General features: G+C 52.4%; 20 protein-coding genes and 2 pseudogenes. 14 read left to right on the forward strand and 8 right to left on the reverse strand.

Annotated features, from left to right (window positions below; translation table 11 throughout):
- Positions 1–158 precede the first annotated feature (158 nt).
- The 10 genes and pseudogenes from LAC65_RS16450 to LAC65_RS16495 form a co-directional block, all read left to right on the forward strand.
- Positions 159–905: a MerR family transcriptional regulator gene (locus tag LAC65_RS16450; protein WP_040113374.1), complete on the forward strand. Its 747-nt coding sequence runs from the start codon at positions 159–161 to the stop codon at positions 903–905.
- 236 nt (positions 906–1,141) lie between these two features.
- Entirely contained in the window at positions 1,142–2,068 is a 927-nt protein-coding gene (locus LAC65_RS16455; RefSeq protein ID WP_040113375.1) for an aminoimidazole riboside kinase, read from the forward strand.
- A gap of 177 nt (positions 2,069–2,245) precedes the next feature.
- Complete coding sequence (gene yefM / locus LAC65_RS16460) at positions 2,246–2,497, forward strand: YoeB-YefM toxin-antitoxin system antitoxin YefM (RefSeq protein WP_040113376.1); 252 nt, start codon at positions 2,246–2,248, stop codon at positions 2,495–2,497.
- Entirely contained in the window at positions 2,494–2,748 is a 255-nt protein-coding gene (locus tag LAC65_RS16465; RefSeq protein WP_040113377.1) for a Txe/YoeB family addiction module toxin, read from the forward strand. The genes yefM and LAC65_RS16465 overlap by 4 nt, the downstream gene beginning before the upstream one ends.
- 331 nt (positions 2,749–3,079) lie before the next feature.
- Entirely contained in the window at positions 3,080–4,288 is a 1,209-nt protein-coding gene (locus LAC65_RS16470; RefSeq protein ID WP_192415528.1) for an aldose 1-epimerase family protein, read from the forward strand.
- Between the two features lie 248 nt (positions 4,289–4,536).
- Entirely contained in the window at positions 4,537–6,057 is a 1,521-nt protein-coding gene (locus LAC65_RS16475) for a carbohydrate porin (protein WP_040113379.1), read from the forward strand.
- A 64-nt stretch (positions 6,058–6,121) separates the two neighbouring features.
- Entirely contained in the window at positions 6,122–7,492 is a 1,371-nt protein-coding gene (locus LAC65_RS16480) for a sucrose-specific PTS transporter subunit IIBC (protein ID WP_040113380.1), read from the forward strand.
- Positions 7,492–8,901 (forward strand): sucrose-6-phosphate hydrolase, encoded by a 1,410-nt coding sequence (locus LAC65_RS16485; RefSeq protein ID WP_040113381.1) that lies wholly within the window; start codon positions 7,492–7,494, stop codon positions 8,899–8,901. The genes LAC65_RS16480 and LAC65_RS16485 overlap by 1 nt, the downstream gene beginning before the upstream one ends.
- A 29-nt stretch (positions 8,902–8,930) precedes the next feature.
- Positions 8,931–9,938: a substrate-binding domain-containing protein gene (locus tag LAC65_RS16490; RefSeq protein ID WP_040113382.1), complete on the forward strand. Its 1,008-nt coding sequence runs from the start codon at positions 8,931–8,933 to the stop codon at positions 9,936–9,938.
- 26 nt (positions 9,939–9,964) lie between these two features.
- Positions 9,965–10,120: pseudogene (locus LAC65_RS16495) on the forward strand (type II toxin-antitoxin system Phd/YefM family antitoxin); the annotation flags it as partial.
- Positions 10,121–10,961: 841 nt separating this feature from the next.
- Here LAC65_RS16495 and LAC65_RS16505 read toward each other — a convergent pair.
- From LAC65_RS16505 to LAC65_RS16520, 4 genes are all read right to left on the reverse strand, one after another.
- The gene (locus LAC65_RS16505; protein WP_040113433.1) at positions 10,962–11,915 is read right to left on the reverse strand and encodes an Rpn family recombination-promoting nuclease/putative transposase; all 954 of its coding nucleotides are present in this window, start codon (positions 11,913–11,915) and stop codon (positions 10,962–10,964) included.
- Between the two features lie 194 nt (positions 11,916–12,109).
- The gene (locus LAC65_RS16510) at positions 12,110–12,439 is read right to left on the reverse strand and encodes an RpnC/YadD family protein (protein WP_052246535.1); all 330 of its coding nucleotides are present in this window, start codon (positions 12,437–12,439) and stop codon (positions 12,110–12,112) included.
- An 85-nt stretch (positions 12,440–12,524) separates the two neighbouring features.
- On the reverse strand, positions 12,525–13,466 hold the full coding sequence (locus tag LAC65_RS16515; RefSeq protein ID WP_040113383.1) for an Rpn family recombination-promoting nuclease/putative transposase: 942 nt from the start codon (positions 13,464–13,466) through the stop codon (positions 12,525–12,527).
- A gap of 197 nt (positions 13,467–13,663) precedes the next feature.
- Positions 13,664–13,990: a hypothetical protein gene (locus LAC65_RS16520; protein WP_144380355.1), complete on the reverse strand. Its 327-nt coding sequence runs from the start codon at positions 13,988–13,990 to the stop codon at positions 13,664–13,666.
- 396 nt (positions 13,991–14,386) lie between these two features.
- Here LAC65_RS16520 and LAC65_RS16525 point away from each other — a divergent pair, with 396 nt between their 5' ends.
- Positions 14,387–14,557, forward strand: a complete 171-nt coding sequence (locus LAC65_RS16525; RefSeq protein ID WP_071882943.1) for a DUF2256 domain-containing protein — start codon at positions 14,387–14,389, stop codon at positions 14,555–14,557.
- Positions 14,558–14,561: 4 nt separating this feature from the next.
- Here LAC65_RS16525 and LAC65_RS16530 read toward each other — a convergent pair whose 3' ends face one another.
- A complete protein-coding gene (locus LAC65_RS16530) occupies positions 14,562–16,013 on the reverse strand; it encodes a sugar porter family MFS transporter (RefSeq protein ID WP_192415535.1) in 1,452 nt (483 codons plus the stop codon).
- Between the two features lie 248 nt (positions 16,014–16,261).
- On the opposite strand from LAC65_RS16530, the gene psrA reads away from it, so the two are divergent.
- Positions 16,262–17,161 (forward strand): L-proline-binding transcription factor PsrA, encoded by a 900-nt coding sequence (psrA, locus tag LAC65_RS16535; protein WP_040113384.1) that lies wholly within the window; start codon positions 16,262–16,264, stop codon positions 17,159–17,161.
- Here the strand turns inward: psrA and LAC65_RS16540 are convergent.
- The gene (locus LAC65_RS16540) at positions 17,136–17,900 is read right to left on the reverse strand and encodes a substrate-binding domain-containing protein (RefSeq protein WP_420852419.1); all 765 of its coding nucleotides are present in this window, start codon (positions 17,898–17,900) and stop codon (positions 17,136–17,138) included. The two genes, psrA and LAC65_RS16540, sit on opposite strands and share 26 nt — an antisense overlap.
- Before the next feature lie 47 nt (positions 17,901–17,947).
- Complete coding sequence (gene tcuC / locus LAC65_RS16545) at positions 17,948–19,243, reverse strand: MFS transporter (protein ID WP_040113386.1); 1,296 nt, start codon at positions 19,241–19,243, stop codon at positions 17,948–17,950.
- Between the two features lie 318 nt (positions 19,244–19,561).
- Here tcuC and LAC65_RS16550 point away from each other — a divergent pair.
- Positions 19,562–20,254 (forward strand): annotated as a pseudogene (locus LAC65_RS16550) (IS1 family transposase).
- A 904-nt stretch (positions 20,255–21,158) separates the two neighbouring features.
- Here LAC65_RS16550 and LAC65_RS16555 read toward each other — a convergent pair.
- Positions 21,159–22,187 carry a RepB family plasmid replication initiator protein gene (locus LAC65_RS16555; RefSeq protein ID WP_052246543.1) on the reverse strand — a complete coding sequence of 343 codons (1,029 nt, stop codon included), beginning with the start codon at positions 22,185–22,187 and terminating at the stop codon, positions 21,159–21,161.
- 491 nt (positions 22,188–22,678) lie between these two features.
- On the opposite strand from LAC65_RS16555, the gene LAC65_RS16560 reads away from it, so the two are divergent.
- A protein-coding gene (locus LAC65_RS16560) for an IS3 family transposase (RefSeq protein ID WP_144380260.1) occupies positions 22,679–23,883 on the forward strand; the annotation gives its coding sequence in 2 pieces (ribosomal slippage) (positions 22,679–22,997 and positions 22,997–23,883; 1,206 coding nt in all).
- Positions 23,884–24,202: the final 319 nt, after the last annotated feature.

A 24,202-nucleotide genomic window follows, 5' to 3' on the forward strand; every position in this document is an offset into this window, starting at 1 on the left:
CGAGATGTTTTTCTGCCGCTGCGTTTTACGTGCAGAACGCTGCAGCTTTTATGCAAATCAATGTCAATATGGTATCAATTGCGGCCAATTAAGCGCACAATAGGGGTTCGTTGGCAGCGTTCTGAGCTGCTGACTCACACCCGATATCGGGGGACCTGATGAGTTTATATTCTATTGAGGCCATCTGCGGCCTTACCGGCATTCTGCCCGCCACCTTACGTAACTGGAAGCGCGCAGGCCTGATTACCCAGCCAGAACATAACGGTGAATACACCAGCGGACAGCTGACCCGTATTTATAGCGTGCTGGCCCTGACCGCTACCGGCAGTACACTGCCTGAAATTTATGCTTTTATGCACGGTGCCAAAACCCTGCCACAGAACCGCTGGGAATGCAGGCAGGAAGAGATGCATAATCAGTTGCGCGATAGCTCTGATTTAGCGCTGCAGGCGCGCATGCGTCAGATGGGCAGCGACTACAGCGGTGATGATTTTGTTAACGCCTATCTGAAGCCGCTGAACCTGCTGCTACGCAGTGATAACAGCGCGGGCGCTGCTGAACGTCAGACGCGCTTCCATGACGCCGTGGTCTTCCACGCCCGTTGTGTTATACGGGCCTCTCTGCGTCATAAAGCTGTTGCTGTTTTTCTTGAAGCTGTGAGCGTGACTGATGCAACTGAAATCTGGCTGGAAGCGATTCGTCTGACCGGGCAGGGCTGCCGGGTAGAGATTTCTGAAAATGTGACCGGGTTGCCGGCCACCTCAATCTATCGGCACGATCACCACATGATGTGGTGCGGAGCAGGGATTTCGCAGCTGATGCAGTGGAATTACCGTGAAAAGCTGCGTAATGATAAGCCTGTCATGCTGAGCGGTCCTGACCGTGCAGTGCTGGCGGCGGCCTGATTATCCTGAGTTTTACAGTCCGGCTGTCTGCCGGGCTGTCCCTGTCAGGCGCCGCGCAATTACCTTGCCGGCACCCTGCCTTTTAGCGCGTCTCAACTCCTTTCTTCACTCACAAAATCTGGCATCTTCTGCACACTTTCGCAAAATAATGACCTGAACCTCCCTAACTGTTTCCGTTTATGCATAATAATATGCTATAGCTAAACCGATTTAGCTGACAATCAGGAGAAGGAATAATGGCCAAGCGGGTATGGTGTCTGGGCGATGCAGTCGTGGATTTGCTGCCGGAATGTGATAACAGATTGATTCAGTGTCCCGGAGGCGCGCCCGCGAATGTGGCAGTGGGCATCGCCAGACTTCAGGGCAACAGCGGCTTCATCGGCAAAGTAGGTGGCGATCCCTTTGGTACCTTCCTGATTGATACCCTGAATGCCGAGCGGGTAGATACAGCATTTATGCAGCCGGACGACGCGCAGCGCACGTCGGTCGTGGTTGTGGCGCTGGACGCTGACGGCGAGCGAACGTTTACGTTTATGGTTCGCCCCTCTGCCGATCTGTTTATTGAAACCCATGAACTGCCCGTATTCCAGGCAGGCGAATGGCTGCACTGCTGCTCGATTGCATTGCTCAGAGATCCCTCCAGAAACACTACGCTGACAGCGATGCGGCAACTGCGCGAAGCAGGCGGCTTTGTGAGTTTTGACCCCAATATCCGGCACGATTTATGGGCAGATGACACGGCGCTGCGCGACGCGCTTTCCGGTGCGCTGGCGCTGGCTGACGTAGTGAAACTTTCAGAAGAAGAGCTGACCTTTATCTGTAATACTGATGACATCGCGGCAGGTATGCAGCAGCTGGCTGAACAGTATGCAATTAAGCTTGTTCTGGTGACTCAGGGCAGGCAGGGGGTACAGGCATGGTCGCGGGGCATGCTGCAACACTATCCGGCGCGCCCTGTGGTCAGTGTGGATACTACTGGTGCCGGGGACGCTTTTGTGGCCGGGCTGCTGTGGCATTTAGCCGGACAGGGCTTGCCGCAGGATGACGCGCAGCTTAAAGAGTGCCTGGAGCGTGCGCAGATCTGCGGCGGACTGGCGACCACGGCAAAAGGCGCAATGACCGCGCTGCCTTATCTTGATCAGCTGCAGCAGCAGCTTGCCTGATTGAAGGGGTTTGAGGTCATTGCACCGTACCGGGAGCAGAAATTGAAGATTACAGTGAGTAAAGGGTTACAGGGCTGATGTCAGGGAAACCGGGAGCAGCGTTGAATGCTTTGTTCACTGACTTTCTTCCTTATAGAAATCACTGTACAATAATAAGTACAATGATGGGAGGTTCATATGAAAGCAATAAGCTACAGTGAAGCAAGACAGAATCTGTCTGCAACAATGCTGCAAACGGTTGAGGACAGAGCCCCGGTGCTTATTACCCGTCAGAACGGTGAATCATGCGTATTGATGTCACTTGAGGAGTACAACTCACTTGAAGAAACTGCATACCTGCTTCGGTCTCCGAAAAATGCGCGCAGACTTATGGACTCCATTGAAAGCCTTAAAAGCGGTAACGGTATGGAGAGGGACGTCATTGAGTGAAACTGACATGGTCTGCTGAAGCATGGGAAGATTATCTTTACTGGCAGGATACGGATAAAAAAACGGTAAAAAAAATAAATGAGCTCATTAAGGATGCCAGCAGGACGCCATTTGAGGGGAAGGGAAAGCCCGAACCTCTAAAGCATCATCTTGCGGGGTTCTGGTCCCGGAGGATCACAGCTGAACATCGGCTTGTCTACGCCGTTAGCGATGATGCTCTGCTGATAGCATCCTGCCGCTATCACTACTAAACCTGCCTGTTCGTTACATCGAAACTTCCCTCCGTAAACGACACTATTCCGTGACCGGGCTGCTCTCGTTGCTGAGAGTCAGCCAGCGCACCTTTATTTATCCCACCTTAAAGCTGAAACGATTTAGGTGAATGCCGGATTTTCAGCTCAACTTTGCTCTCTGAACTGCCAAAAACGCCGTCTGAACATTATAAAACGTGATCTAAGCCAAATTTATCAAGATTGCTGACGGCATAACTGACCGAAGTGAAGCACCTCACGGTTTCTTTTTCCTCATGTTTGTACGCTTAGCTGACATTAGCTAAATCAATTCAGCAAAGGATGCATCATCATGAAATTAGCACTATTGGCCGGTATGGTTATGGCGGGAATCAGCGTTCAGGCAGCAGCACAGACATGGGTGCTGACGGATGCTGAAGCCGGTACAGATAAGGGAAACTGGCACATCGACAGTAAAGCGCTGAAGCTGGGCGGCCAGCCGTTCAGCATTGAGCAGAAAGTGCTGCATGGCGGCAAGCAGGAGGGCTCTAAAGTCATCACGATTACCAGCCCCGATGGCCTGACCATTGCGCTCAGCCCGACCCGCGGTATGGATCTGCTGCACGTCAGGGGACATGGCGTGCGTCTGGGCTGGGATTCACCTGTGGATGAAGTGGTTAACCCGGCTTACATCAATCTGGAGAGCCGCAACGGCCTCGGCTGGCTTGATGGCTTCAATGAAATGATGGTGCGCTGCGGTTATGAGTGGACCGGGCATCCGGTCACCAAAGATGGCCGCATTTATACGCTGCACGGTAAAGCGGGCAATACACCCGCTTCGCAGGTTGAAGTGACAGTCGATGACAAGGCCCCGCATGAAATCCGTATTCGCGGCCTGCTGAAAGAGCACACGTTTAAGAAATCGAACCTTGCCACCTGGACCGAGCTGCGTTACGTGCCGGGTGCAGACGCATTCACCCTGCATGATGTGTTAACCAACCACGGTGATTATCCGCAGGATTACCAGATTATTTATCACAGCAACTTCGGCACGCCGATTCTGGAGAAAGATGCGCGCTTTATCGCCCCGCTGAAATCTGTCTCTCCCTTCAACGATTATGCGCAGAAAGGGCTGAAACGCTGGAACGTTTACGATGCGCCTGCCAGAGATTTTGACGAGATGGTATTTAACCTGGTGCCGAAAGCAGACAGCAACGGGAAAACGCTGGCGGCTGTGGTTAACAGCAAAGGCGACAAAGGTGCATCGATCGAGTTTGACACCCGCCAGCTGCCAATGCTGACCATGTGGAAGAACACTGACACACTGAAACAGGGCTACGTTACCGGTATTGAACCCGGTACCAGCTATGCCTATCCGGTCACTATTGAAAAAGAGCAGGGCAGAGTAAAGCAGCTGCAGCCGGGTCAGAGCACAACATTTGAGCTGACTTACACGCTGCTGAAAGATGCTGACGCCGTCAGCAAGACGGAACAGCGTATACGGCAGATTCAGGGTGATGACAAAGTCACTGTTGATCAGCAGCCGATTGCCACGGAATAATCGTCGGGAGCAGAGTCTGACTCTGCTCCTTTTGCGCTTCGCTACTGTTGCTTTTTTTCCTCACGCGCTACCTGTCCGGCTCTTCCCCCCCTATTGACCAACGCTATTTTGCGAGATAGTTCACATCACTTAAAACGGTTTAGCAAAATCAGTTGCGTGCTGTAACAAAGCTCGTCAGGATTCGCTTACTAAACCGGTTTAGCAAAAAATAACATCTGATAATAGCTACCTCTCAGGGACGCCACACAATGAAAAAAAGCCTCCTCGCTCTCACCCTCAGTGCGTTATTAAGTCCAGGCGCGACATGGGCCGCTACCGATATGAGCGCCATTGAAGCCCGGCTTGCGGCAATGGAAAAACGTCTTGCAGCGGCCGAACAGCGCGCTGACGTTGCAGAAAATCGTGCAGAAGCGGCAGAAAAACAGGCACAAAAGCTGGCCGCCGCACAGCAGCAAAACCAGACGGCGATTGATCAGGTTGAGCAGCGTACCGCAAAAGCCGCGCCCGCGGCGAAGAACAGCGGGGATGAAGGATTTGAATTTCACGGCTACGCCCGCTCAGGCCTGCTGATGAACAGTTCAGCGGCCAAAACGCAGGGTGGACCGACCGTCACGCCGGCCGGCGAGACCGGTGGCCATGTAGGCCGGCTGGGTAATGAGCCAGACACCTATGTTGAGCTGAATCTGGAGCATAAACAGACGCTGGCGAACGGCGCGACCACCCGTTTTAAAGCGATGCTGGCAGACGGGCAGCGTACTTATAATGACTGGACAGCTGCCAGCAGCGATCTCAATCTGCGTCAGGCCTTTGTTGAGCTGGGGCAGTTGCCTACCTTCTCCGGTGCATTCAAAGATTCTACCGTCTGGGCCGGTAAGCGCTTCGATCGCGACAACTTTGATATTCACTGGATTGATTCCGACGTGGTATTCCTCGCGGGTACCGGTGCCGGGATCTACGACATAAAGTGGGGCGAGACAGCGCGCAGTAACCTGTCACTCTACGGACGTACCTTTGGTGATATCGAAAACAACGAGAACACCGCGCAGAACTATATCCTTTCGCTGAATAACTTCGCCGGCCCGCTGCAGCTGATGCTCAGCGGCATGCGCGCTAAAGATAACGATCAGCGCACCGATATCGAAGGTAATCGCGTCAAAAGCAACGCGGCTAACACCGGTGTGCATGTGTTAGCGGGGCTACATAACGACAGTTTCTACGGCCTGCGTGGAGGCTCGGCTAAAACGGCGCTGCTTTACGGTCATGGTCTGGGTGCAGAAGTGAAAACGCTGGGATCAGACGGTGCGCTGCTGCCGGAAGCCGATACCTGGCGCCTCGCAAGCTACGGCATTACGCCGCTGGGCGGCGGCTGGCATATTGCGCCGGCACTGCTGGCTCAAAGCAGTAAAGATCGCTACGTCAAAGGAGACAGCTATGAATGGGCGACCGCTAACCTGCGTCTGATTCAGGAATTCACGCAGAACTTTGAGATGCAGTATGAAGGCTCATATCAGTACATGGATCTGCGTCCTGAAGGCTACAACAACCGCAATGCGGTCAGCGGCAACTTCTATAAGCTCACCGTGGCGCCGACGCTGAAAGCCAGCGACGTGGGCGATTTCCTGAAACGTCCTGAAATTCGTCTGTTTGCCAGCTGGATGGACTGGGATCACCGTCTCGATAATTACGCGGGCGATGATGCATTCGGCAGCAGCGGCTTTAAAGCCGGCGGCGAGTGGAACTTTGGCGTACAGATGGAAACCTGGTTCTGATAAGCCGGCCCCTGCGGGGGCCGCCTTCTGATTAATGGCACAACAACGAAAAACAGAGGTTACGATGGATGTTGTACAGATCTCCCGCGCGCTGCTGCCGCTGCTGGGTGGCCGGGAAAATATTGCCAGCGCGGCGCACTGCGCCACCCGTCTGCGTCTGGTACTGGTGGATGATGCCAAAGCAGATACCGCAGCGATCGGTAAACTCGATGGCGTAAAAGGGTGCTTCCGCAATGCCGGACAGCTGCAGGTTATTTTTGGTACCGGCGTGGTGAATAAGGTATATGCCGCTTTTATCCGCGAAGCTGGCATCAGCGAAACCAGTAAGTCAGAAGCGGCGGATATTGCCGCACGCAAACTCAATCCTTTTCAGCGTATTGCCCGTCTGCTGTCGAATATTTTTGTTCCGATCATCCCGGCCATCGTCGCCTCTGGTCTGCTGATGGGGTTACTCGGCATGGTGAAAACCTACGGCTGGGTCAATCCGGAAAATGCGCTCTATATCATGCTGGATATGTGCAGCTCGGCGGCATTTGTCATTCTGCCCATCCTGATCGGGTTCACTGCCGCACGTGAGTTTGGCGGCAATCCGTTTCTCGGAGCGACGCTGGGCGGGATCCTGACACACCCGGCACTGACCAACGCCTGGGGCGTGGCAGCCGGCTTCCACACCATGAACTTCTTTGGTATTGAAGTCGCGATGATTGGCTATCAGGGCACGGTGTTCCCGGTGCTGCTGGCAGTATGGTTCATGAGCGTGCTGGAAAAACAGCTGCGCCGCGTGATCCCGGACGCGCTGGATCTGATTCTGACGCCATTCCTGACGGTAATTATCTCCGGTTTTGTGGCCCTGCTGATTATCGGTCCGGCCGGACGTGCGCTGGGTGACGGGATCTCCTTTGTCCTGAGCACGCTGATTGCCCACGCCGGCTGGCTGGCGGGGTTACTGTTTGGCGGTCTCTACTCTGTCATTGTGATCACCGGTGTACACCACAGCTTTCATGCTATTGAAGCGGGACTGCTGGGCAATCCCGCCATTGGCGTGAATTTCCTGCTGCCGATCTGGGCGATGGCCAACGTTGCGCAGGGCGGGGCGTGCCTGGCCGTATGGTTAAAATCCAAAGATATTAAGATCAAAGCTATTGCGCTGCCCTCCGGCTTCTCGGCGCTGCTGGGTATCACCGAAGCAGCCATTTTTGGTATCAACCTGCGCTTTATGAAACCTTTTGTCGCCGGGCTGATTGGTGGCGCACTCGGGGGGGCATGGGTTGTCTCGGTGCATGTGTATATGACGGCAGTAGGCCTGACCGGTCTTCCGGGGATGGCGATTGTGCAGGCCAGCTCGCTGCTCAATTATGCTATCGGTATGGTGATCGCTTTCAGCGCCGCCTTTGTCATTTCGTACCTGCTTAAATACAAAACGGATGCAGACTAATGGTCTCCTCAACCTTATTGCCCGCTATCCTGCAGGCGGTGATGCGCGGTCAGCCGCGCGCGCTCAGCGATGCACACTATCCAGGCTGGCATCTGGCTCCGGTAACGGGTCTGCTGAACGATCCCAACGGCTTTATTCACATTAACGGGCGTTACCATCTCTTCTATCAGTGGAACGCGCTGAGCTGCCGGCACCAGCATAAGTGCTGGGGCCACTGGAGTTCAGCCGATCTGCTGCAGTGGCAGCATGAACCCATCGCGCTGATGCCGGACGAAGAATATGATCGCAGCGGCTGCTACTCCGGTAGCGCCGTGGACAACAATGGCGCACTTACGCTGGTCTATACCGGGAATGTGAAATTTGACGACGGCGGCCGTACCGCCTGGCAGTGTCTGGCGGTGCAGAATGAGGCGGGCGGTTTCGATAAGCTGGGGCCCGTTATTGCGCTGCCCGACGGGTATACCGGACACGTCCGCGATCCGAAAGTGTGGCGGCACGGTGAGCGCTGGTACATGGTTCTGGGCGCGCAGGATACGCAGCTGCAGGGCAAGGTTCTGCTGCTGTGCTCTGACGATCTGCATACGTGGCACAACCGCGGCGAGATTGCCGGCAGCGGCCTCAACGGACTGGGCGCGGCAGGATACATGTGGGAATGCCCCGATCTCTTCACGCTGGGCGACAGTACGTTTCTTATCTGCTGTCCGCAGGGGATTGCGCCTGAGGAACAGCGCTTTCTTAACGCACATCCCAGCGCATGGCTGGCCGGCGATCTGGACTATGATACTGCCCGCTTTACCCACGGCGGCTTTCATGAACTGGATGCCGGCTTTGAGTTCTACGCGCCGCAGACCACGCTGACCGCCGATGGCCGTCGTCTGCTGGTGGGATGGATGGGTGTGCCCGACGGTGAAGAGAGATATCAGCCGACTATCGCTCGCGGCTGGATCCATCAGATGACCTGCATCCGCGAGCTGGGCACGCGCGACGGTAAACTCTACCAGCGTCCGGTAGCTGAATTGCAGGCGCTGCGCGGCGAAGAGCACGCTTTTCAGGGGCGGGCTGCCGACGTGCCTGCTATCCCCGCCCGGCGGCTGGAGCTGGTGCTGACCGGTACGGGCGGTGTCACGCTGAACTTTGCTGATACGCTGCTGCTGGAGTGGCATGACGCCGGACTGCGTCTTGCGCGCCGCAGCCTGGAAAGCGGGGAGTGGCACTATCGCTACTGGTGCGGAGCGGTAACGCAGCTGCAGATTTTATGCGACCACTCCAGCGTAGAGATTTTTATCAACGAAGGCGAGGGCGTAATGAGCAGCCGCTATTTTCCGGCAGCAGCAGCACAGCTCAGGCTGATCGGGGACACAGAAGTTACTGCGCGCTACTGGCCGCTGCGACGCTGCGTGGTAGAATAAGTCATTGTTTCCCTAAATGATGCCCTGACGTGAGAAAAACCAAACGCGTAACCATCACTGATATTGCTGCCCTGGCTGGCGTCTCTAAAGCGACCGCCAGCCTGGTGCTGAATGGCCGGGGCAAAGAGCTGCGCGTCGCCAAAGAGACGCGCGAGCGCGTGCTGACCCTGGCCCGTGAGCATCATTATCAGGCCAGTATTCATGCGCGCCTGCTGCGCGATAACCGCAGCCATACGCTGGGTCTGGTGGTGCCGGAGATCACCAACCACGGGTTTGCCGTGTTCTCTGATGCGCTGGAAAACCTCTGCCGCGAAGCGGGACTGCAGCTGTTGATCTCCTGTACCGATGAAAATGCCGGGCAGGAACGGGTTGTCGTGGATAACCTGGTTGCCCGTCAGGTAGACGGGCTGATTGTTGCCTCCAGCATGTCCGGCGACAGCGACTATGTAAAACTCAGTGAGCAGCTACCGGTTGTGCTGTTTGACCGCTATATGAATGATACGCAGCTGCCGCTGGTCATCACGGATGCGGTGACACCCACCGCTGATTTAGTGGCGCAGCTGGCGAGCGCCCATCCGGAAGAGATCTATTTCCTTGGCGGGCAGGCGCGTCTCTCCCCGACACGCGACCGGCTGGCAGGCTTTCTGCAGGGGCTGGAGCAGGCGGGCGTCACGCCACGACCGGAATGGATTATTCATGGTAATTATCATCCGAGCAGTGGTTATGAGATGTTTGCTGCGCTTTGCGCCCGGCTTGGCCGCCCGCCACAGGCGATCTTCACTGCCGCCTGCGGATTGATGGAAGGGGTGCTGCGGTATATGAGCCAGCATAATCTGCTCAACAGTAACATCCGCATCGCCAGCTTTGATGACCACTATCTCTATGATTCGCTGTCGGTAGCGATTGATACCGTTGAGCAGGATGTGCCGCGTCTGGCGCAGGAGTGCTTTGCGCTGGTCAGCGCACTGATTGCGGGTGAAGAGCCCGCCTGTAACCGCAGAGTGCTGCCAGCCACGCTCAGACTGCGTCACGCTTAGCGGCCCCATGTGGTCAGAGCAGAGGCGCCTGCCTCAACTGCAACCAGCCTGCGTTCTATTGCGTTCCGGCTGAGCTTTATGACCAGATCCTTAATGCCCTGGACGATCAGGATCTGGTCAGGTTAGTGAATGAGCGCAGTCGTCAGCGGTTAGTTAATGTCAATCCGGACACGTTTTTGTGACGTATACGGTCACATTCAGGGAAACGGCATTCAAGGAGTGGCAAAAGCGGAATACGTCTCTTCAGCAGCAGTTTGCGAAAAACTGAAGAAGTATTGCGGGGATCCCCCTATCGGTTTTGCCAGACTGCGCGGGGTAAAGGACTACTATAAAATCTGACTGCGGCCGTCAGGTTTGGTTTCGGATGGTGAAAAACAGCCTATCCTGACACCTCGCTTACAGTATCGTTATTTCCACTACAAAAGTGGACGCTGCTATCAGCAGCCGGGGTTGAACTGATTACGAAAATCAACAAATCAATCGCAGCCATATTGGTACTGTGCAGGCTGGCATGGAAGGTGTCGTCTGCGAACCTGGCGGCAGGTACAGCACTATGTGCTGATGAGCGTATTGAGATAAATGAATAGCTTGATCGGGTACGGATCTCTCAGCCCGCCACTCTGGATATCTGCCAGCAGGATAAACAGGCAGTGAACAGGTACGCATGACAACGCAGAGTGCTGAGCGACTGACCACTGTAGATGGAAGATGATCGTTAGTGAAGCTTCAGAGCTTTATGTACTGACTGCCGGAAACGCTGATAAAGCAGCAACAGCAGGCAAATCAGTAAGGCAAACGCTCTCTTCAGCGGATCGTAAAAAAGCGACGCTACTGTCTATAGTGGATGTCTGGTGCAGGTAAACGTTAATGCAGATATAAAGCAATGTTGCTCAGGCCCAGGCGTTACGGCGGCCTGAATCCCGATGAAATGCAGCTGATTGCTGAAAGCGCATAATGCAACGGTGGAGCAGTGATGCTAAGCATTACGGCTCAGCGATACAGTCAGAAAGATGCGTAAAACAGTCAGTGCCGGATTTGTGCCAGATCCTCTTCCGTCAGGCCGGTCATTGTCATGACCGTACTGCGGTCGAAACCGTTCTGCAGCATGGTACGCGCAATGTCGAGTTTGACTTCGTTTCGGCCTTTTTCAATACCGCGCTGTTCACCAAGCTGGATACCCTTTTCGATACCCTTTTCGATACCTTTTTCGATTCCCTTTTGCTCAAGCTGCTGTGCAATGGTCATAAGTCCGTCTCCGTGTTGCGGCACACGCAGTGCCAGTTCGCGTACAAAGGCCTCAGCGTCTGATGTTTCGCCTGCCTGTATAATATAGTGTATCAATGATATCACCTGTGATGAAGAGAGATATCCGGCCAGCAAAATGGGGGCAAGCCTGTCAACCAGCTCCGCCAGATCGCGTTGATGAATATGCTTCTGCAGCAGAGTCAGGGCAACCATACTACGATGGTCTGCGATTTCATCATCCGGAATAACCGTAACATCGACCAGAGGAAAAGAGTTGCAGTAGAGATTTTCCGCTAATGCCGGGTCATCGAACTCATCAAGCCATCGCGTTGAGTATGGATAGGGGCTGCGCCGGCCGGTATAGAACAGCACCGGTATCACCAGTGGCAGTTGTTTATGGCCCGCCTCAAGGTGCCGCTGCATGGCGGCAACAGCATAGCGCATCAGCCTGAACGCCATATGCCTGTCAGGCGTGGACTGATGTTCAACCAGAACATGTATATATCCATCGCCTGCAGTGGTTTTCAGGCTGTAAAGCACGTCGTTGAAATATTGCCGCAGATCCTCTTCAACAAATGAACCGGACTCCAGTTTCAGCGTGCTGAGGTCGCAGATAGCACGAAGCTTTGCAGGCAGATGAAGCTCCATGAAATCGCGGGCAACATCCGGGTGAGTCAGAAACTGCCGGAACGTGGCATCGTGAGGAGTGGGTGTGCGATTTTTCTTCTTCATCATTTCCATCCCTGAAAATGACCGCTGTATATTACCACAGGCAGACAACTACCTTTATTGACAGGGGGCGGCTCTTCAACGTCAGCAGGTAACTATTTAACACTCGCTATCATTTAACATAAATAGCATTATACGAACTGGGTAGCGTTTTTTATGTTAAACTACTTTGGCTAATTTTGATTATTTTCAGCTTCTTAGTGGCAATCTTGCTTCAGCTCTTCCTCAGTTAGACCAGTCACGTTTATAACAGACTGAATGCCCATACCATTCTTTAACAGATTGCGGGCGATCCTGAGGCTCGCTTCCTGTACGCCCTCCCGTAAACCTTCTTCTCGCCCCTCCTGACGTCCCTCTAGTCGTCCCTCCAGACGACCTTCCTGTCGTCCTTCCAGGCGACCTTCCTGACGGCCTTTCTGCTCAAGCTGCTGTGCAATCGTCATCAGTTCATCCTTATGTTGTGGTACCCGCAGCGCCAGCTCACGGATAAAGGCGCCTGCATCGGCGGTTTCACCCGCCTGGAGCATATAGTTTACCAGCGCGTGTATCTGCTATCCGGTCATGAATTCCGCAGCCATTAGCAAAGCCAGCTGGTTAGGCGCCTCTTTTAAATCACTTAGTGACAGAGTGCTTCAGCTCTTCCTCAGTCAGACCAGTCATATTCATAACAGACTGAATGTCCATGCCATTCTTTAACAGATTGCGGGCGATCCTGAGGCTCGCTTCCTGTACGCCCTCCCGTAAACCTTCTTCTCGTCCCTCCTGCCGCCCTTCCTGACGTCCCTCCTGACGGCCTTTCTGCTCAAGCTGCTGTGCAATTGTCATCAGTTCATCCTCATGTTGTAGTACCCGCTGCGCCAGCTCGCGGATAAAGGCGCCTGCATCAGCAGTTTCACCCGCCTGAAGCATATAGTTTACCAGCGCATGCATCTGCTGTCCGGTCATGAATTCCGCAGCCATTAGCAGAGCCAGCTGGTTCAGCACCTCTTTCAAATCGCGCCGGCGAATATGCTTTTGTAGCAGGGTTAGTGCGGCCATACTCCGATGTTGCATAATTTCTTCATCAGGGATTGTCGTTAAATCTACTAACGGGAATCCGCTACTATAGAGCGTTGTTGCTACCTTCGATTCGCTGAAAAGTTGCAGCCAGTTCATACTATAAGGATAGGGGCTGCGCTTACCCTGATAAAACAACACGGGAATGACAAGCGGCAAAGCGTTATGCCCGGCATCAAGATGACGTTGCATCGCCGCCACGGCATAGCGCATCAGGCGGAACGCCATATGTCTGTCCGGCGAGCTTTGATGCTCAATCAGGACATGTACATACCCGTCACCTTTTTGGGTTTTTAGCGAATAAAGCACATCGCTATAGTAAGAACGCAGGTCATCTTCAACAAAACTACCAGACTCCAGCCTGAGAGTCGCAAGGTCGCAAATCGCGAGCAGCGCAGGCGGCAGATGTAGCGTCATAAAGTCCCGCGCGGTTTGCGGGTGGGAGAGAAATGTTTTGAAGACCGCATCATGCGATGTAGGCGTGCTGTTATTCTTCATTGCGTCACCTGAGCATTTTCCCTGAGCTTCTGTGATATTATTGAGGCCTCAATCAAAGCAGACGATGAAAAAATAAATTCAGCAGGCATGATTTACTTTTTCAGCCTGCCAGTCATTATTGAAATACATTAAACTGAATGTTGCCCATCGTTTGATAAGCTTGGTTTTTCGCAAAAATCATTAAGAGAAGTCATTAGTTAAAATAAATAGTTTTCCGGTATAAGGATGGAATTTCTTGGGTTTAGTTCATGTGGTTCTATAAAAGACTCCGGCGGTGAAGGAAATACTTCTGAAGTACCAGCTAATTGTTCAACTTTGAATTTATCTTCGAAGATATCTTGAGCAAAAGCATGGATGCTGGGAAAGAATTCAATGCCGGAATTAACTCTTTCAACAATTTCTTTAATTTCAATTACTTCATCACCTCTATTTATGATTTTGGCTTCACTGGCACTGGGTTTGTGAGATTCACTATGTAAATCACTATAGTTTTCTACCGGATCACCATCATACAATGATGACACAGTCTCTATTTTGCAACTTTTAAAAAGTGGGCTTAGCACTTCATTCCCATAGCTATTGGCGAAAGGGCCTACATTTAATCTTAGGTTTTTGTTTTTATTTGAAACACGTTTAATATTATGGGATATCGCAGCAACCTCGCCAGATCCGAAATAAAAAAACTTAATGCCCTGTTTATTTTTTGATTTAATGCTATTGACGGTTAAAATATCCCCTCTTGGTTAAAGCAATGATTTAATCATTTTCTCTCTTTTTCTTCTTTCAAAATTCAATCAAAGATTCGCATTTGCAGTCATTGTTACTATGATTAAAAATTAAATTTACCTAACGTTTCATAGGCTAAATGTCGGATTAATATCCGTCAGCATAGCCAGGGTTAATTACGGGGGAGATAAAGAATGAAAGATTTCAAAGGTAATAAACAGGCGCTGCCGGTGCGCTACTGCAAGCAGTGTCACAAGCCCATGACGTGGCGCAAAAAGTGGGAGAAAAACTGGGATGAGGTACAGTACTGCTCTGAACGCTGCCGCCGCGCCGCGAAAGCGGCACGGACAGCAGCAGAGTCATAAAAGATTAGTTTGCAGGCGCCGTTTCCTGGCGCTTGTCACCAAACCGTTCACGCATGTGCGCTTCGATCTGCTCCAGTGACTTGCCACGCGTTTTCGGCAGCACCAGCGCGACAAAAATCAGCGATCCGACATTGATAGCGGCAAAAATAAAGAAGGCGTTATTACCCACCAGCGACAGCAGAGGCGGAAAGGCAAAGGCCACTGCCGCATTGCAGATCCACTGAAAAGCCACCGCCGAACCGGTCAGTACGCCGCGTACCTGCATTGGAAAGAGTTCTGACATCAGCAGCCAGTAAACCGGTGAAATGCACATCTGCATAAAGAACAGAAATACCAGAATACAGGCGAGCGCCAGCAGGCTCTGCGTCATGCTGTTTGGCATAAACACCAGCACCGCGCCCAGCGCCAGCTGCATTGCAATAACAATACATAACCCGGTCATCAGCATTTTGCGTCGGCCAAAGTGGCTGATTGCCTTGATACCGGCAAACGTCGCCAGTACGGAAACCACACCGTTGCCAATGGTCGCAGCAATCGAGGCGCTGGTTCCCATGCCGGTACTCTTCAGGATAATCGGCGTGTAGTACATAAAGGCGTTGACGCCGGTAAACTGCAGTACAATACCCATGCCGCAGCCCATCAGCAGCAGACGAACAATCCACTTCTCTTTCAGCAGCTCACGCGCCGCCGGCCCCTGTCGTGCCATGCGGGCGTTTTCACGCATCTCTTTCATTTCAGCTTTAATTTCGCGCGGGTTTTCGCGCAGCTTACGCATGATGCGCATCGCTTCACTGAGGCGGCCTTCCGCTACCATCCAGTGCGGCGACGCGGGGACGAAGAAAGTGCCGATAAACAGCAGTACGCCCGGCACCATTGCCAGTGCCAGCATATAGCGCCACATTTTCGGATCATGCAGCAGAAGACTCATCGCCGCGCTGACGATATAAGCCAGCAGCTGGCCAGAAACAATCATCAGCTCATTGCGGCTTACCAGCGGCGCACGACGCTTAGGGCCGGCGATTTCAGCGATAAACACCGGCACGGTAGATGACCCGCCGCCTACGGCGATGCCGAGTATAAACCGCATCACCACCATGATTTCGATATCAGGTGCCACCGTGGTACCAAAAGCGCCGGCGACAAACAGCAGCGCCAGACTGCGCAGGGTGATGCGGCGACCAAAGCGATCGGAGACGTAACCGCTGAGAAACGCACCTACCGCGGATCCAAACGTCAGTGAGGATGTCACCAGCCCTTCGGTAAAGGGCGTAAGGTTAAGTCCGCCTTGTGCAGCAGGTAGTGTCATATATGGCAGTGCGCCGGAAATAATCCCGGTGTCATAGCCGTATGCGAGGGCTCCCATTGTGGCCACCAGCACCACAAAAAACAGTCGTTGCTGTACGGTAAAATTAAGCGCGCCGCCGTCGTCCGGCGAGCCCTGAGAAGAGTTTTGCATAGCTGCATCCCTGTTTAAATGGCACACACAGCACGCTGCTGTGTAAAGAAAGGTATGAGTATAGGAGCGATCTTCGGAATGGGATCTGAATCACATAATTCGTTAAAAGCAGCGGGTCCCCGGTACTAAACCAGTAAGGTATGCCGTCTGCCTCTGTAAGCCGGGCGCAATCATTCTGCTGTATCCGTTTCCGGAACGCCCGTGCCGGCCGATACCTTACTCCGCACTGCCTGAAAGGATGCTGCCTGATGCCCGTGAATTTTGATCTTAATGACCTCTATGCGTTCCGCGCGCTGGTGGAGTACGGCAACTTTCGCCTGGCAGCGGAGTCGATCTGTCTGTCGCAATCTGCGCTGAGCCGCCGGATTGAAAAACTGGAAGCGGCGCTCGGCACACGGCTTTTTGACCGCACAACGCGTCGCGTTACGCTGACGCTCTATGGCCAGAGCTTTGCTGAACGATCTGAACAGCTGCTGGCAAACGTGGAAGCGGTGCTGGCCGACATCAATCAGGTAAGCCAGGAGCGCACCGGTCTGGTGACGGTCGCGACAGTGCCTTCGGCTGCATATTACTTTATGCCTGAAGTGATCCGGCGCTTTCGCGCACGCTATCCGCGCGTGCGGGTCAAAATTATCGACAGTAGCGTGGGTAATGTTATTGAGGCGGTCAGCAGCGGCCAGGCAGATTTCGGGATCTGCTTTGCGAAAAGCCTGCCGCCGGCCATTGAATTTTTACCGCTGGAAGAAGATGTGTATGTTGCGGCCTGCCGGCACGATCACCCGCTGACGCGCCGATCATCACTGAGCTGGGAGGAGTATTTTCAGCAGGAGTATATCGGGCTGGATAAGGTATCCGGTAACCGCTCCCTGCTCGACCAGGCGCTGGCGCATATCATTCCGGCGCGACCCAGCATCTGTGAAACGCGCCACGTCACTACCCTGTTAGGCATGGTCGAGGCGGGCATTGGTATTGCGGCAGTGCCGGCGATGTCGATGCCCTCCTCAGGGCACTCATTACTGGCGCAGATACCGCTGACGCATCCGGTGGTGACCCGATCCGTGGGTCTGATTCGCCGTCGTGGCCGTATTCAGTCATACGTTGCCGCCGAGTTGGAGAAGCTCATTACTGAACAGTATCACCCTGCTTAGCGGTCGCGGTTACGCTGTGCATACCGGTTGCGGTCACGATTTTCTGCGCCTGCGGAGAGGCGAGGAAACTCAGCAGCGCTTTACCTTCATCGGGGTGCTGTGCGTTTACCGTTACCGCGCCGGCGAAGCGGGTAATGTACTGCACGTTTGCCGGCAGCTCACCGACAAAGCTGACACCCGGCACCGGCAGCAGCTCGCTGACCTGCTGGAAGCCAATAGCGTAACGTCCCTGCGCCACCTGTGAGGCGACCGGAATGCGCTCTACCATTTGCGCTTTTGTCTGCATCTCCCGATCGATCCCCAGCTTTTTAAACAGCTCATTACTGACATAGCGGCCGCTGGCGCTGTCTGAATAGGCGACAGACTTTGCGCTAAGCAGTGTTGTACGCAGCTCAGCCTCGGTTTTAATCGCCGGCAGCGGATCGCCCTGCTTTACCACGATACCAATCGGCGAGTCTGCCAGCTCCTGGCGGGTGCCGGCGGCAATGCGCTTATCCTGCTGCAGATGCGTCAGCGCATCACCGACCATAATCACCACATCAGCCTGTTCACCGCGTGCCAGGCGGTTAGGGATAGCCTGCGGCGTCTTCCCCATTGAGGGGCCGGGGATAACCACCAGATGGTTACCGCTCTGTTTTTCATAGACGGGTGCCAGTTTTTCCAGTGCAGCTTTAAAGCCGCCGGAGATCATCACGCTGACATCCTGCGCCAGCACGCTGGTGCTGAACGTAGCGAGCATGATTGCAGTAAGGCTCAGAATCGGTATATGCATTATTTCATTCCCTGTTAGCGTGCAGTTTGCAGCGTCAGTGCGCGACGACGATAGAGATAGAGCGTGGCGAGCAGCGCGCAAATCGCGGCAAAGCTCATCCAGTAGCCTGGCGACGCTTTATCACCGGTATACTCAATCAGCGCAGTGGAGATAACCGGCGTAAAGCCGCCAAAGACCGCGGTCGCCAGGCTATAAGCCAGTGAAAAGCCTGCCACGCGTACCTCGGCTGGCATGATCTCGGTCAGGGCCGGGATCATCGCGCCGTTATAAAGCCCGTAAATAAAGGAGAGCCACAGCAGTACCGTCAGCATCATAGAGAAGCTCGGTGCCGCCGCCAGCATGGTCAGCGCCGGGTAAGCGGTTGCCAGCGCCAGCAGCGTCATCGCGACCAGCATCGGCTTACGGCCAAAGCGGTCAGACAGGGCACCGCCCACCGGCAGCCAGAGAAAGTTAGAAATGGCCACCAGCAGCGTGACCAGCAGACTATCTGATGCGCTGAGCATCAGCACCTTTTTGCCGAAGGTAGGCGCGTAAACCGTGATCAGATAGAACGCGGTAGTGGTCATCGCCACCATCAGCATACCCGCAATCACAACCGGCCAGTTGCTCAGCAGTGTTTTAAATACCTCACCCATCGCCAGATGTTTACGGCGCGCGGTAAACTCCTGCGTCTCTTCCAGTTTGCGACGCAGAATAAAGATAAACGGCACGATCAGGCAGCCAAACAGGAACGGGATACGCCAGCCCCAGCTGCTGATTTCACCCGGCTCCAGAGCGGCGTTCAGAGCAAAGCCCATTGCGGCTGCAACCATAATGGCAACCTGCTGACTGCCAGACTGCCAGCTGGTGTAAAACCCTTTGCGGCCCGGCGTGGCGATTTCAGCAAGATAGACCGAAACCCCTCCCAGCTCAGCGCCTGCTGAAAAGCCCTGTAGCAGACGGCCGGTCAGCACCAGCAGGGGTGCCCAGAGGCCGATACTCTGATAAGAGGGGATCAGTACAATCAGGAATGTGCCCGCCGCCATGATAGAGAGCGTGACGATAAGCCCTTTACGACGGCCCACTTTGTCGATGTACGCGCCAAGCACAATGGCGCCGATAGGACGCATCAGAAAACCGGCGCCAAAGACGGCAAAGGTCATCATCAGTGAGGCAAACTCACTGCTTGCCGGAAAAAAGGTATGGGCGATATAGGTGGCGTAGAAGCCGAAGAGAAAAAAATCGAACTGCTCCAGAAAGTTACCGGATGTTACGCGCAGTATGGCACTGATACGCGAACGGGTGGTCATGGGTGAGGTAGAGGAATGCATCAGAATCTCCAGTTGTCATGGGCGCTTTATCGTTGCGCCTGTCACGAAAGACTGGATCAGAAAAATAGAGTTAATAAGCGCAATAAACTCATGCACTGATGTGTTGTATGCATTAATGCGGGGCGGGTATCGAAAATTGGTTTATATATTATGTTGTTAAATATATGTAAGCATCATGTCAGGAAAATTCAGGCTGAAAGGTGATACATCAGCTTTGTGACCAGCATCAAGCCTAAAGTCCAAACTTTTATACTCAAAAGCTGATAATACTACCAACTCACTGATTTAGTGCATGATGGGGTTTTTTGAGTTGCTCCAGTGGCTTCTCTTTCCATCAGTTGTCCTTCCTATTCAGCTACTGAAGGTATGGTGCGTAACAGTATAAGCACTGCCGGATATCAGCGCTATCTCTGCCCTCACTGCTGTAAAACATCGCAGCTGCAGTTTACTTACACCGCCTCTCAGCCCGGTACACACCAGAAGATTATTGATATGGTCATGAATGGCGTCGGATGCCGGGCCTCAGCGCGCATTATGGGCGTGGACCTCAACTCCATTTTCCGCCATTTGAAAAACTCGGGCCGCAGTCAGTAACCTCACGTATACAATCGGGAGGTGACGTCATTGTCTACGCTGAAATGGATGAACATTAGGCTACGTCAGTGCGAAATCACGCCAGCTCTGGATGTTTTACGCGTATGACTGGATACGCAGGACAGTTGACCCATGTATTAGAAGAACGCTATGGCCATGCTGGAGCGGCTTCTGAACCTACTGTCGGCCTTTGACGTGGTGATATGGATGACGGACGGCTGGCCGCTGTATGAATCACGCCTTAAGGAAAAGCTGCACGTTATCAGCAAGCAATATACGCAGCGAATAGAGCGGCATAACTTGAATTTGAGGCAGCGTCTAGCAAGGCTGAGCAGGAAGTCACTGTCATTCTCAAAATCGGAGGAGCTGCATGGCAAAGTTATCGGGCATTATCTGAACATAAAACATTATCAGTAAGTTGGAGTCATTACCCATAAGTTATGGCATTGATAACTGTATACGTATGGCTGCGAAAAGGCAATATATTTATCTATCTTCTCATTAACGTCAGCTTCCTGAGCACTATTAACAAGGTAAACTTTCGTGCTGAATGGTTGTTTTGGCTTTTGCCTTTTTAATACTGTTTCAGTCAATAAGTCTGGCGAGAGCGCAGCAGCTACGTTCATGTCGTTAGCCGGAAAAAAACCTTGGCTTCAGGGATAATCCTGCATGAATAGTTCCTCATGACGAGGTCTCTTTTAAAGTGCCAACTAATTAAGCAAGATACCAACTCCTGTTCTTTATCGCTTTACACCAGAAATTCCTTCCTGCTGAAAACCATAAAAAGCCTCGCAAAGGACTTTACCTTCGGGTGCTGCTATGTGGAGTTTAACGTGAGCTTTTACTCTCTATAGCTTATATAAGCTATAGAGAGTGGCTATTCTGACATGATCATAAGCTATAAGGAGTAAACATAAGCTATAGAGAGTGATGTAAGTTTTAGTGTTTTAAAGCTGAGAAGCGGACAGGGGGTACAATTCACTAAAAATCAAAAGGATAAGTTCAGATAAGAAAAACCTTCACTTGTCAGTCATAAGCTATAGTGAGTAATCAGCTGCTCGCCATCACTGTATAAGCTATAGTGAGTGAAAAAAGCAATAATTTGCGTTTTTTGTAAAGTATAGTGAGTAACACCCACTCCTCAGCGCATAAATATAAGCTATAAGGAGTAAAACGCGTCTTTTTCGCCACAAACCTAAGCTGCAGTGAGTGGATTTTTTATAAAATTGATAAACTACAGCGAGTTAGTATAAGGCTATACTTACAGCTTCATTGATTTTATTCTCTCCAGAGAAGACAACAACTCATCATAGCTTATGTATTACTGAGACTTAAAAATCTTTTCCAGATCTTGAAGAGAAATACCGAGCTTATCGAGAAGTTCAATCTTTTCCTGCAGTTGCGGGTCGAGTAGCTCTTTTGTTTTCGTTGTTACCTTCGGTGATTCCAGCTGCTCCGTCTTGGGCGCTCTGAGCTTTGGATAGCGATTATGGACCTGGAAGTAGACGCTGCGTCCCTTCTGAACTTCGCTATAGTCCAGATAACCAATCTCTTTAAGCTGCTCCATCGCACGGCGTACTGTCTGGTTCTGCGAAAACACAGGAGAGCGCAGATTCAGCCTTTCGCGAAGACGCGCCAGGGAGATAGGAACCGGGTTCTTTGGAAGGCTTTCAATGTAGGTATAGAGCGCCTGAGCGGACTCACGGCGTTTAAGCGCGTTGATCGCCTTGAGCTGCAGTAACACCTTGTGATCAAACTCATAGAGCTCAAAAAGCTTTGGGTCAGCCTGCAGGATAACAATATCTTTTTTGGTATCGTAAAAAGCAGACTGGACCAAATGCGTGATGTATTCTTTTGCGTCGTCGCCGCTTTTTGAAGAGAAAGAGATGGTGGTGCTGGCAATACGCTTCAGAGACGGGCTGATACGTTCTCTGAGCTGCTTTGAGGAGCGGCTTGAGGGGATGCCGCAGAGCTTAGCAAACTCTACAAATGAGAGCTGTACCTTGTCGCCAATGACCTTGTCTTTGTGCTTTGCAAAGGAATGGATGATCCCAACCCAGGTCTTGAAATCGTTATCCATATCCAAGCGCGGACCGACTATCTCAACCTTTTCATAGCCTTCTGCTTTTGCAAGAGACAGACGCGTCAGTTCCTCGGTCGCATCGGTTATTGAAGATGTGTTTTTCTTACTGTTTTTTAAGGACTTAAGCGTAGGGACAAATACGCCTAGGCGCATCAGTGCCACAGGCTGCACAGTATTGTTGGCATTCGGCGTCAGAGTAACGATTTCACCGGATTTCGTGTCTTTTTCTTCAAAAAGCTTTGTTAAGTCAAGATTGTCGCTAGCCACAAGCGTTCCTGCAAACATTTCAGAGGATCGTTGAGCATAATCAACCGATCCGGATTGTGAATTATTAGATAACAACTCGCCAATGATCGAAGTAATCCTATGACAGGTAATCAGATTAGTTATCCACAATCAAAACGGGACAATGAGCAATAAACTCACTATAGCTTATGTATTTTCCTTATTACAGCTTATATTTTACTTTCTATAGCTTATCGTGATCTCTGTATAGCTTATATTTTACTTGCTATAGCTTATGCGTCCTCCTCTTGAGACCAGAACTGACGCGGCCTGCGGCGATCGGGGATCTCTTTGGGATCTATAAAGGATCTCATTGGGATCAATTTATTGGGATCTATCGCGTGGATAAGTGGATAACCCTAAGGGCTCTCAGCTCAATAGGTAGATTAGCCCCTTAGATCACCAGACACTTCGCCTCTCTTAAAATAAGAGGTAGTCTTGGAACTATGTTTAATACCAGTCAGAATAATAAGATGGTTGAAGTGTTATCAGGACCTGAGCGGCGTCGGCGTCGTACTCCGCAGGAAAAAATTGCCATTATTCAGCAGACTATGGAACCGGGCATGACCGTGTCTCACGTCGCGCGACTGCACGGTATCAATGCTAATCAGATCTTCAAGTGGCGCAGGCAGTATGAAGACGGTTCACTGACCGCCGTGACCTCAGGCGGAGAAGTCGTTCCCGCTTCCGAACTTGCTGCTGCCAATAAGCAAATCCGCGAACTTCAGCGCCTTCTGGGCAAAAAAACGATGGAAGCTGAAATACTCAAAGAGGCCGTGGAGTTCGGCCGGACAAAAAAATGGATTGCGCATGCGCCCTTGTTGCCAGAGGACGACGAATAAGCGACGTCAGCCGCAGTATTGGAGTGTCGCGTGCGCAACTGAGTCTCAGGGTCCGCCGTTCGCCTGACTGGCAGGATCGCAGGCTGCATGCCAGTTTTGACGATACTGCGGTGTTATCCCGTATACATACTATGGTCGCCGAACTGCCCACATATGGTTATCGCCGGGTGTGGGCGCTGTTGCGGCGACAGTCAGAGCGTGACGCGCTTCCTGTTGTTAACGCAAAACGCGTGTACCGGATTATGCGTACTCATCACCTTCTGCTGGAGCGCAAACCTGCTGCTCCTCAGCGTAAGCGTGCACATAAAGGGCGCGTATCGGTCACTGAGAGCAACCGGCGCTGGTGTTCAGATGGCTTCGAGTTCCGTTGCGACAATGGTGAAAAGCTGCGGGTAACCTTCGCACAGGACTGCTGCGATCGGGAGATCATCGACTGGGCAGCGAGCACCGGTGGCTATGACAAAGAAACGGTGCAGGACGTCATGTTAGGCGCGGTAGAAAAACGCTTCGGCCAGCATCTGCCGTCAGAACCGGTGGAATGGCTGACAGATAACGGTTCAGCCTACAGAGCGCATGAAACGCGGGCGTTCGCCCGGATGCTGGGACTTGAGCCCTGCACGACCGCAGTTCGCAGCCCGGAAAGCAATGGCATAGCGGAAAGCTTCGTGAAGACGATAAAGCGGGATTACATCAGTGTAATGCCAAAACCGGACAGCCAGGCAGCGGTGATGAACCTGGCGGTGGCGTTCAGTCATTACAACGAACATCACCCGCACAGCGCGCTGGGATATCGCTCGCCACGGGAATATATACGCAGAAAGTTATCACAACCGTAAGAGAGAAAAGACGTCTGGATATATAGGGTCAAATCCAATAGGTATGTCCATACCATCATCAATGGCCCATTTACAGCCGATCTCTGCTACAGATAAACCGTCGCTGTAGACCACTCTTAACCAGCTTACATTTATGCACTGATGAAAGCCTTTAGGTGCTACGGGGTATCACCCTCACACTATGAAAGGAAATGTTATGAAGGATCCCTCTGAAATTGTCTGAGAGATATTTTGTGCTCACTACGAGTTCGTCAGGCATTCCCTCTTAAGCGATTACTTAACAGTAATGTCACAGAAAGAAGATCTAAAATTATTCTCG

This window comes from Pantoea eucrina, from assembly GCF_020079945.1.
Lineage (GTDB): Bacteria > Pseudomonadota > Gammaproteobacteria > Enterobacterales > Enterobacteriaceae > Pantoea > Pantoea eucrina.

Excerpts from the sequence above, each read along its gene's own strand:
- LAC65_RS16450 (WP_040113374.1), top strand. The coding sequence starts at position 159 with ATGAGTTTATATTCTATTGAGGCCATCTGCGGCCTTACCGGCATTCTG.
- LAC65_RS16455 (WP_040113375.1), top strand. The coding sequence starts at position 1,142 with ATGGCCAAGCGGGTATGGTGTCTGGGCGATGCAGTCGTGGATTTGCTG.
- yefM (WP_040113376.1), top strand. The coding sequence starts at position 2,246 with ATGAAAGCAATAAGCTACAGTGAAGCAAGACAGAATCTGTCTGCAACA.
- LAC65_RS16470 (WP_192415528.1), top strand. The coding sequence starts at position 3,080 with ATGAAATTAGCACTATTGGCCGGTATGGTTATGGCGGGAATCAGCGTT.
- LAC65_RS16475 (WP_040113379.1), top strand. The coding sequence starts at position 4,537 with ATGAAAAAAAGCCTCCTCGCTCTCACCCTCAGTGCGTTATTAAGTCCA.
- LAC65_RS16480 (WP_040113380.1), top strand. The coding sequence starts at position 6,122 with ATGGATGTTGTACAGATCTCCCGCGCGCTGCTGCCGCTGCTGGGTGGC.
- LAC65_RS16485 (WP_040113381.1), top strand. The coding sequence starts at position 7,492 with ATGGTCTCCTCAACCTTATTGCCCGCTATCCTGCAGGCGGTGATGCGC.
- LAC65_RS16505 (WP_040113433.1), bottom strand. The coding sequence starts at position 11,915 with ATGAAGAAGAAAAATCGCACACCCACTCCTCACGATGCCACGTTCCGG.
- LAC65_RS16510 (WP_052246535.1), bottom strand. The coding sequence starts at position 12,439 with ATGCTCCAGGCGGGTGAAACCGCCGATGCAGGCGCCTTTATCCGTGAG.
- LAC65_RS16515 (WP_040113383.1), bottom strand. The coding sequence starts at position 13,466 with ATGAAGAATAACAGCACGCCTACATCGCATGATGCGGTCTTCAAAACA.
- LAC65_RS16525 (WP_071882943.1), top strand. The coding sequence starts at position 14,387 with ATGAAAGATTTCAAAGGTAATAAACAGGCGCTGCCGGTGCGCTACTGC.
- LAC65_RS16530 (WP_192415535.1), bottom strand. The coding sequence starts at position 16,013 with ATGCAAAACTCTTCTCAGGGCTCGCCGGACGACGGCGGCGCGCTTAAT.
- psrA (WP_040113384.1), top strand. The coding sequence starts at position 16,262 with ATGCCCGTGAATTTTGATCTTAATGACCTCTATGCGTTCCGCGCGCTG.
- LAC65_RS16540 (WP_420852419.1), bottom strand. The coding sequence starts at position 17,900 with ATGCTCGCTACGTTCAGCACCAGCGTGCTGGCGCAGGATGTCAGCGTG.
- tcuC (WP_040113386.1), bottom strand. The coding sequence starts at position 19,243 with ATGCATTCCTCTACCTCACCCATGACCACCCGTTCGCGTATCAGTGCC.